Annotated in this window: 11 protein-coding genes; 7 read left to right on the top strand and 4 right to left on the bottom strand. The window is 63.8% G+C overall.

Going from position 1 to position 9,236, the window contains the following annotated elements; translation table 11 throughout:
• A partial coding sequence (locus Q0S71_RS04555) for a proline--tRNA ligase (protein WP_295991951.1) occupies positions 1–1,229 on the bottom strand: 1,229 nt, incomplete at its 3' end.
• A 203-nt stretch (positions 1,230–1,432) separates the two neighbouring features.
• Here Q0S71_RS04555 and Q0S71_RS04550 point away from each other — a divergent pair.
• On the top strand, positions 1,433–2,059 hold the full coding sequence (locus Q0S71_RS04550) for an RNA pyrophosphohydrolase (protein WP_295991949.1): 627 nt from the start codon (positions 1,433–1,435) through the stop codon (positions 2,057–2,059).
• Between the two features lie 102 nt (positions 2,060–2,161).
• Here Q0S71_RS04550 and Q0S71_RS04545 read toward each other — a convergent pair whose 3' ends face one another.
• A complete protein-coding gene (locus Q0S71_RS04545) occupies positions 2,162–2,743 on the bottom strand; it encodes a malonic semialdehyde reductase (RefSeq protein WP_295991944.1) in 582 nt (193 codons plus the stop codon).
• A 116-nt stretch (positions 2,744–2,859) separates the two neighbouring features.
• On the opposite strand from Q0S71_RS04545, the gene Q0S71_RS04540 reads away from it, so the two are divergent.
• Complete coding sequence (locus tag Q0S71_RS04540; protein WP_295991941.1) at positions 2,860–3,282, top strand: DUF1841 family protein; 423 nt, start codon at positions 2,860–2,862, stop codon at positions 3,280–3,282.
• 128 nt (positions 3,283–3,410) lie between these two features.
• On the opposite strand, the gene Q0S71_RS04535 is transcribed toward Q0S71_RS04540, so the two are convergent.
• Both Q0S71_RS04535 and Q0S71_RS04530 read right to left on the bottom strand, forming a co-directional pair.
• Positions 3,411–3,752 (bottom strand): cytochrome c, encoded by a 342-nt coding sequence (locus tag Q0S71_RS04535; RefSeq protein WP_295991940.1) that lies wholly within the window; start codon positions 3,750–3,752, stop codon positions 3,411–3,413.
• An 11-nt stretch (positions 3,753–3,763) separates the two neighbouring features.
• Entirely contained in the window at positions 3,764–4,093 is a 330-nt protein-coding gene (locus Q0S71_RS04530; protein ID WP_295991937.1) for a cytochrome c, read from the bottom strand.
• Positions 4,094–4,298: 205 nt separating this feature from the next.
• Between Q0S71_RS04530 and Q0S71_RS04525 the strand changes: the two genes are divergently transcribed.
• From Q0S71_RS04525 to Q0S71_RS04505, 5 genes are all read left to right on the top strand, one after another.
• A complete protein-coding gene (locus tag Q0S71_RS04525) occupies positions 4,299–5,165 on the top strand; it encodes a MoxR family ATPase (protein WP_295991927.1) in 867 nt (288 codons plus the stop codon).
• Positions 5,165–5,749 carry a GNAT family protein gene (locus Q0S71_RS04520; RefSeq protein WP_295991924.1) on the top strand — a complete coding sequence of 195 codons (585 nt, stop codon included), beginning with the start codon at positions 5,165–5,167 and terminating at the stop codon, positions 5,747–5,749. Before Q0S71_RS04525 ends, Q0S71_RS04520 begins: the two co-directional genes overlap by 1 nt.
• 1 nt (position 5,750) lies before the next feature.
• Complete coding sequence (locus tag Q0S71_RS04515) at positions 5,751–6,920, top strand: VWA domain-containing protein (RefSeq protein WP_295991921.1); 1,170 nt, start codon at positions 5,751–5,753, stop codon at positions 6,918–6,920.
• Between the two features lie 171 nt (positions 6,921–7,091).
• Positions 7,092–8,279, top strand: a complete 1,188-nt coding sequence (locus Q0S71_RS04510; RefSeq protein ID WP_295991919.1) for a cation:proton antiporter — start codon at positions 7,092–7,094, stop codon at positions 8,277–8,279.
• 1 nt (position 8,280) lies between these two features.
• Positions 8,281–9,236 (top strand): YbdK family carboxylate-amine ligase (locus Q0S71_RS04505; RefSeq protein ID WP_295991916.1); only part of this gene is annotated, 956 nt, incomplete at its 3' end.

Here is a 9,236-nt window from a genome sequence, read left to right as displayed (position 1 = left end):
GCCAGCACGCCCTTGCCGTCCGGCGAAGCGTCGCCTTCGACGACGTTGCGCAGGTCGGCGACGATGGCCGCTTCGGCCATGTCGCGGCCCCAATTGGCGCCCGTGTAGTGGAAGCCGGCGTCGTTGGCGCCGCAGACGAAGTCCGCCAGGTTGGCGACGGTGCGGTCGGCCACCACGGTGACCGGCGCCTTGGTGCCGACAGGTCCCAGATAGCCCGGCACGCAGCCGTACACTTCCAGGATTTCCGCCTCGGTCGAGAAGCGGTGGCCGGCCAGGCCGGCGACCTTGCCGACCTTGACTTCGTTGAGTTCATGGTCGCCGCGCAGCAGCAGCATGAAGTATTGTTTGGCGACTTTGCCGTCGGCCTCTTTTTCCACCGTCAGCGCGATGGTCTTGACGGTCTGCGACAGCTCGATCTTCAGCAAAGCGGCGACCTGCTCGCACTTGGTGGCGTCGGGCGTGGCCACCTTGGTCAGCGGCGCGCCGGCGGCGGCGCGGGCCGCGCTCAAAGGCAGCGCTTCGGCCGCTTCCATATTGGCGGCGTAGTCCGAGGTCGGGCAGTAGACGATGGCGTCTTCGCCGGTGCTGGCGATGACGTGGAATTCGTGCGAGCCGCTGCCGCCGATGGCGCCGTTGTCGGCCGCCACCGCGCGGAACTTCAGGCCGAAGCGGGTGAAGATGGCGGTGTAGGCGTCATACATGATCTGGTAGGAAGCCTGCAGGCCGGCCGCGTCGCGGTCGAAGGAATAGGCATCCTTCATCGTGAATTCGCGGCCGCGCATCAGGCCGAAACGCGGACGGCGCTCGTCGCGGAACTTGGTCTGGATGTGATAAAAATTGAGCGGCAGCTGGCGGTAGGATTTGATTTCGGAGCGCACCACGTCGGTCATCACTTCTTCGGCGGTCGGCTGGAACGCGTATTCGCGGCCGTGGCGGTCCTTGATGCGCAGCAGCTCAGGGCCCATCTTGTCCCAGCGGCCCGTCTCTTGCCACAATTCGGCCGGCTGCACCAAAGGCATCAGCAACTCGATGCCGGCCGCCTTGTTCATTTCGTCGCGCACGATGGCTTCGACCTTGCGGATCACGCGCAGGCCCATGGGCATATAAGTGTAGATGCCGGAACCGAGGCGTTTAATCATCCCGGCGCGCATCATTAACTGGTGGCTGACGATTTCCGCGTCGGAGGGTGCTTCTTTAAGCGTGGAAATAAAAAAACGGGAGGCGCGCATACGGTGAATTCTTTTTAAAAAGAGAGGGTTATAATCAACCTAATTTTAAAGGATTAGCTGGCCGATGCGTCCATACTTTATACAAATGCGTTCAATTGATGGCACTCCGACCGTTTTCGCCAGCCGAAAACGCCGCCGGCGTGCAGTTTCATGGGCAAAAATATAAGAGGGATGCTCGGTCGCAGAAAGTATTGAGGTGCAATATGCTCGATCGTGAAGGGTTTCGGCCCAACGTCGGCATCATCCTGCTCAACGCCCAGAACGAGGTGTGGTGGGGAAAGCGGGTGCGCGAGCACTCATGGCAGTTTCCGCAAGGAGGCATCAAATATGGAGAGACGCCGGAGCAGGCGATGTACCGCGAGCTGGAAGAGGAAATCGGTTTACGGGCCGAGCATGTCAAGATCGTCGGCCGCACGCGCGACTGGCTGCGCTATGAGGTGCCGGACCATTTCATCAAGCGGGAAATTCGCGGCCATTATCGCGGCCAAAAGCAGATCTGGTTCCTGCTGCGCATGTGCGCGCGCGATAACGACGTCAACCTGCGCCTGACCGACCATCCGGAATTCGACGCCTGGCGCTGGCATGAATACTGGGTGCCGCTGGACGTGGTGATCGAATTCAAGCGCGATGTCTACCAGCGCGCCTTGCAGGAGCTGTCGCGGTTCTTGACGTGGCCGGCGCACGGCAACGGCCATCACCGGCACACGTCGCGCTATTTGCGCCAGCCGCACGCGCCGCGCACGGCGGCCGAGGCGGCGGCCGAATCGCCTTGCGCGACCGAAGACGCGCCGCCGCACGGCGACGCGGTGCCGGAAAAAACCGGCGAGTAAAACGAACGGGCGGCGACATTCACGATGTCGCCGCCCGTTTCTTCGATGAAGGCCGCTCCCGATCGGCGGCGGTGGCGCCCTGCCCTTCCTGCTAACTCCCGCTCAAACGATCTTGCACGCTTCGTCGAAAGACAGGCGCGGCGCGCGCGGGCGCAGCTTGGCCGCTTCGCCATAGCCGATGCTGCAAATGAAGTTGGCCTTGACGCTGGTGCCGGCGAAAAAGGCCTGATCGACCTTGGCCTCGTCGAAGCCCGACATCGGTCCGCAATCGAGGCCGATCGCGCGCGCCGCCATTATCAGATAGGCGCCCTGCAAAGACGAATTGCGGAACGCGGTCGATGCGATCAGCGCCTCGTTCCCGGCAAACCATGCGCGCGCGTCGACGGCCGGCGACAACTGCGGCAGCTTGTCGTAAAACGCCATGTCCATGCCGACGATGACGGTGACCGGCGCCTGTGCCACCTTGGCCGCGTTGCCTTGCGAGACGCAGGCGGCCAGCAGCTCGCGCGACTGCGGCGATTTGACGAACACGAAGCGCGCCGGCGAGCCGTTGGCGGCGGTCGGCGCCCATTTCAGCAGGTCGAACAGATGCTCGAGCTGGGCGTTGGTGACTTCGCGGTCCTGCCAGCCGTTGTGGGTGCGGGCGGCGTAAAACAGGGTATCGAGGGCGGTATCATTGAGCATGGCGGGTCCGGTGGGTTGAAAAAGTGGCATGCATCTGCCACGCCAGAGTACACATTTTCCGCACGGAGTACAATGGCGCCTGCCCCAGCCCCGTCCACGATTCCCTGTCACCATCCATGTTCAATCCGTCTTCCGATGACGTGCGGCGCTTCTTCTGCGAAGCCTACCGCAAGCATCACGCCAAAGAAATCCTCAGCCCGATCGAAGCCATCGCCGTCGACTGGATCGCCGAGCATCCCGAATACGAAGAGGCGCTGACCGATGTCGACGCCGCGCTGGCGCGCGACTACTCGGTCGAAGGCGGCCAGGCCAATCCGTTCCTGCACCTGTCGATGCACCTGTCGATTTCCGAGCAGGTCTCGATCGACAGCCCGCGCGGCATCCGCGACGCCTGCCAGGCGCTGACCCGCAAGCTCGATTCGGCCCACGCCGCGCACCACGACATCATGGAATGCCTGGGCCAGATGATCTGGACCTCGCAGCGCAGCGGCCTGCCGCCGGACGCCGAAGCCTACGTCGAATGCGTGCGGCGGCGCTAGGCGCGGCGGCGGCGCGATTAATCGCACACGCACCGTCGGCTCCCGCTCAAGTACGTCGGCGATTTTACGCCGGATAAAAAAAAGCCACGACGCGGCGTGGCTTTGCTGCTCCGGTGTCGCGGCGCCGATCAGCGGTGCGCGGTCAGCTCGCCCGGCAGGCTATGCAGATATGCCGCCAGGTCCTTGATATCCTGGTCGCTCAGCGGCTTGACCTGGCCGTCCATGATCGCGTTGTTGCGGCCATTCGGACCGTCGCCGCGCTTGTAGGCGGTCAGCGCGTGCTGGATGTAGTCCTGGTTTTGGCCGGCCAGTTTCGGATAGCTCGGATCGATCGGCGACTTGAAGTCCTTGCCGTGGCAGGCGAAGCAGCTGTACTTTTCCGTCAGCGCCTTGCCGGCATCGATATTGCCGCCCGCGAAAGCGGACAGCGAAACAGCGCAGCACACCAGCGCCAGTATCATTTTTTTCATCGTCCCGCTCCTCATTTCGCCGGTTGTTGTTGCGAGTAGTAAGCCGCAACGTCAGCGATGTCCTGATCCGACAGGCTGGTGGCGATACCCTTCATGGTGGGATGTTTGCGATCGCCCTTCTGATATTCCTTGAGCGCGTTTTCGATATACTTGGCCGACTGGCCACCAATCATCGGCACCTGAAACACCTCGGGGAACGTGGCCTTGTAGCCCGGGATGCCGTGGCAGCCGATGCACATTTCAATCTTGGCTGGCGCCGCCTTCGCGTTTCCAACGATATCCGCCGCGGCCGCGGCATTCACAAGGCCGGCGAGCACGAGAAGTGCGTAGATTTTTTTCATGGTGGTGGCTAAGTAATATCAACGATAATCGGAGACCACGGGCGCAAAAACTTGACAATTGCGCTAGTAGCCTGCGATTCTAACTCAATAACATTCTGAGAGTCCAATGCAATCGCCGCCCTGTGGTGCGCCATCACACGCGCGGTTCTGACTTATACTGAAATCACTTTTTTCCTCTCTTTTTTCGTCACCGAGACCGCCTCCCATGCACGCTCCAAACGGCCAAGGCCAACGCTTCCAGGGTTCCGACAACTACGTCGCCACCAACGATTTGAAACTGGCCGTCAACGCCGCGCTGACGCTGCAACGCCCGCTGCTGATAAAGGGCGAGCCGGGCACCGGCAAGACCATGCTGGCCGAGGAAGTGGCGGCCGCGCTGAACATGCCGCTGATGCAGTGGCACATCAAGTCGACCACCAAGGCCCAGCAAGGCCTGTACGAATATGATGCCGTTTCGCGCCTGCGCGATTCGCAACTGGGCGACGAGCGCGTGCGCGACATCCACAACTACATCGTCAAGGGCGTGCTGTGGCAAGCCTTCACGGCGCCCGAGCCGGTGGTGCTGCTGATCGACGAGATCGACAAGGCCGACATCGAGTTCCCCAACGACCTGCTGCGCGAACTGGACCGGATGGAGTTCTACGTCTACGAGACGCGCGAGATGGTCGTCGCCACGCACCGCCCGCTGGTCATCATCACCTCCAACAATGAAAAAGAGTTGCCGGACGCCTTCCTGCGCCGCTGCTTCTTCCACTACATCAAGTTCCCCGACAAGGAGACGATGGAGCAGATCGTCGCCGTGCATTTCCCCACGCTGAAGAAGGAATTGCTGGCGCAGGCGCTGCAAACGTTCTACGAGGTGCGCGACGTGGCCGGTCTGAAGAAGAAGCCGTCGACCTCGGAATTCCTCGACTGGCTGAAGCTGCTGCTGGCCGAGGACATCCCGGCCGAGGCCCTGCGCGGCAAGGACGCCAAGACCATCGTGCCGCCCCTGCACGGCGCCCTGCTGAAGAACGAGCAGGACGTGCACCTGTTCGAGCGCCTGGTCTTCATGTCGCGGACGAACCGCTGATGGAAGACCTCGGCCTGCCCACATTGGAATTGAACGGCGTGCGCCTGGAGGCGCTGGCGCCCCACCACGCCGCCGGCCTGCGCGCGGCCGCCGAGGACGGCGAGCTGTGGCGCCTGCGCGTCACCTCGGTGCCGGAGCCGGAGCAAGTCGACCAGTACATCTTCAAGGCCGTCGAGATGCGCCCGCAGCGCCTCGCCTTCGCCGTGCTCGACGCGGCCAGCGGCGCCGTGCTGGGCACCAGCAGCTACCACGACATCGTGCCGGCCCTGGACCGGCTGGAGATCGGCTACACCTGGTACGCCAGGAGCTGGCAGCGCAGCCACGTCAACACCACCTGCAAATTGCTGCTGCTGACGCACGCCTTCGAGACGCTGGGCAGCGCCGTCGTCGGCTTCCGCACCGACAACTTCAATTTCGCCTCGCAGGCGGCCATCGCCCGCCTCGGCGCCAAGCTCGACGGCGTGCTGCGCCACCACGGCCTGCGCCGCGACGACACCGTGCGCGACACGCATATGTACAGCATCACGCGCGGCGAGTGGCCGGAGATCAAGGCGCATCTGCAGTACAAGCTACGGCGGGGCTAGGATGCTGATCGATTTCTTCTTCACCTTAAAGGACGCCAGGATACCGGTGTCGATCAAGGAATTCCTGACTCTGCTCGAGGCGCTGCAAAAGAACCTCATCGGCGCCTCCATGGACGATTTCTATTACCTGGCGCGGCTCACCCTGGTCAAGGACGAGGCCCATTTCGACAAGTTCGACCGCGCCTTCGCCCAATACTTCAAGGGCATCAACGCCGCCTTCGAAAGCAACGCCGCCATTCCGCTGGACTGGCTGATCAAGCGCATGCAGCGCGAGCTGTCCGACGAGCAGAAGGCGCAGCTGGAGAAATTCGGCTACGACAAGCTGATGGACCGCCTGAACGAGCTGCTGAAGGAACAGAAGGAACGCCACGAGGGCGGCAGCAAGTGGATAGGCAGCGGCGGCACCTCGCCCTTCGGCAACGGCGGCACCAATCCGGAGGGCATCCGCATCGGCGGCAAGGGCGGCAACCGCACGGCCGTCAAGGTGTGGGAGGCGCGCGCCTACAAGGACTACGACACGGAGCGGGAACTGGGCACGCGCAACATCAAGGTGGCGCTGCGGCGCCTGCGCAAGTTCGCCCGCGAGGGCGCCGAGGACGAACTGGCGCTCGACGCCACCATCCACGCCACGGCCAGCAACGCCGGCTTCCTCGACATCCGCATGCGCCCCGAGCGCAAGAACCGCATCAAGGTGCTGATGCTGCTCGACGTGGGCGGCACCATGGACGACCATATCGAGCGCACCGAGGAACTGTTTTCGGCGGCGAAGACGGAATTCAAGAACATGGAGTTCTTCTACTTCCACAACTGCGTCTACGATTATCTCTGGAAGAACAACCGGCGCCGCAACGCCGAGCGCTTCCCCACCTGGGACATCCTGCGCAAGTATCCGGCCGACACCAAGCTGATCTTCGTCGGCGACGCCACCATGAGCCCGTATGAAATCCTGCAGCCGGGCGGCTCCGTCGAGTACAACAACGAAGAGGCCGGATCGGCCTGGCTGGCGCGCTTCACCAACGCCTTCCCGAAGTTCATCTGGCTCAACCCCGAGCAAGAAGGCTTGTGGCAATACCGCCAGTCGGTCGGCATCATCCAGCAATTGATGAACCGGCGCATGTTCCCCCTGTCGATAGAGGGACTGGAGCGCGGCATGCGCCTGCTCAGCAAGTAAGCGCCGCCGGCGCCGCGCGCAGCTGAGCCGCGGCGCCGGCCGCCGGGCCGGCCGCTGCCCGTTGCACCATCGTATCGTGCGCGCCACCTCATCAAGTAGAATCGGCAACGCGTTCATTATCGAGGCGCAGGCGTGCGCGCGTCGCACGCCACTACACAATGAGGAGTGCCCATGCAAAGTATCCTGTCGATCGCATCCGACCTATCCTGGCCCTTCGCGATCGCGCTGGCCTGGGTCGCCGGCGAGTTCGGTCACCGCTGGACCGGCCTGCCGCGCATCAGCTTCTACGGCGTGGTCGGCTTCGCGCTGGCCCAGACCCAGCTCGGCGTGCTGCCGCACGCCGGCAACGGCCCGATGCTGATCCTGGCCGACGTCGCCTTCGGCCTGATCCTCTTCGAACTGGGCTACCGCATCAATCTGCGCTGGCTGAAGAACAATCCCTGGATCGCCGTCGCCGGCCTGGTCGAGGCCATCGGCACCTTCGCCGTGGTGTACTGCATCGCCATCGAATTCGCCATCACCCCCGTCACCGCCCTGCTGCTGGCGTCGCTGTCGATGTCGACCTCGCCGGCCACGGTGATGCGCGTCATCAACGAGGAGCGCAGCGCCGGCCAGGTCAGCGAGCGCGTCATGCACATGTCGGCGCTGAACTGCGTGCTGGCCGTGTTCACCTTCAACGTCATCGTCGGCTTCCACATGTTCCACAGCTCGGGCGACCTGCTGGCCGCCGCCACCGGCAGCCTGTCCGTGCTGCTGGCCTCGGCCGCCGCCGGGGCCGCCTTCGGCGTCGTCGTGCCGGCCATGCTGCGCCGCCTCGGCAACATGGCCCAGGACGCCACCGTCGCCTTCGCCCTGGCCGTCATCCTGCTGGTGGCGATCACCTACACGACCAGCCTGTCGCCGCTGCTGGCCACGCTGGTGTTCGGCCTCGTCGCGCGCCACCGCCGCGTCGCCTTCAGCCAGGCGCAGCGCAATTTCGGCGCCCTCGGCGAATTGCTGACGGTGCTGCTGTTCGTCTTCGCCGCCTCGACCCTGGAATGGCCCAAGGTCATGGCCGGCCTCGGCCTGGCGCTGGCGATGATACTCGGGCGCTGCGTGACGAAGATCATCGGCGTGGGCGCCTTTTCCCACGTCAGCGGGATTTCCTGGCGCAAGGGCGTGCTCACCGGCGTGGCCCTGACGCCCGTGTCGGTGTCGGTGGTGCTGCTGCTGGAACACGCGCGCCATCGCGGCGTCGACTTCGCCGGCGAATTGAACGCGCTGGCCGCCTTCATCCTGATCCTCGAACTGCTCGGCCCCATCATCATCCAGCGCGCCCTGATCTGGGCCAAGGAAACTCAACACGAACAGGAGCGCTGACATGCCGCTGGAACCCTTTAGCCAATCGGACGCGCTGACCTTCGGCGTCGAACTGGAACTGCAACTGGTGAACCTGTCGGACTTCGACCTGACGGCCGCCAGCCCGGACTTGCTGCACCTGCTGGGCAAGAACCCCTTCCCCGGCAACGTCACGCCGGAAATCACCGAGTCGATGATCGAGATCAACTCGACCGTGCAAACCCAGCACGCGCCGCTGCTGGCGCAGTTGCAGGAAATCCGCGACACCCTGGTGGCGGCCGGCGACAAGCTCAACATCGGCATCTGCGGCGGCGGCACCCACCCCTTCCAGCAATGGTCCTCGCAAAAGATCTTCGCCAAGCCGCGCTTCCAGGAAATCTCCGAACTGTACGGCTACCTGGCCAAGCAGTTCACGATCTTCGGCCAGCACGTGCACATCGGCTGCGCCTCCGGCGACGACGCGATGTTCCTGTTGCACTCGCTGAACCGCTACATCCCCCACTTCATCGCCCTGTCGGCCTCCTCGCCCTATGTGCAGGGGCGCGACACCCTGTTCGACTCGGCCCGGCTGAACTCCGTGTTCGCCTTCCCGATGAGCGGGCGGGCGCCGTTCACGCAGAGCTGGTCGACCTTCGAACACGAGTACTTCGCCAAGATGGAGCACACCGGCGTCATCAAGAGCATGAAGGACTTCTACTGGGATATCCGGCCGAAGCCGGAGTTCGGCACCATCGAGCTGCGCGTGTGCGACACGCCGCTGACGGTGGAGCGGGCGGCGGCGCTGGCCGTGTATCTGCAGGCGTTGTGCCGCTATCTGCTGGAGCGCCGCGAGGAGCCGCCGGTGGAGGACGATTACCTGGTCTACAACTACAACCGCTTCCAGGCTTGCCGCTTCGGCCTGGACGGCACGCTGGTGCATCCGAAGACGTATGAGAGCCTGTCGCTGCGGGAGGACATCCTGACCACGCTGCGCAAGAT

The organism is Rugamonas sp., from assembly GCF_025354735.1.
Taxonomy (GTDB): Bacteria; Pseudomonadota; Gammaproteobacteria; order Burkholderiales; family Burkholderiaceae_D; genus Rugamonas.
The sequence above is the reverse complement of the archived record's forward strand: the minus strand, read 5'-3'. Positions and strand labels throughout refer to the sequence as shown.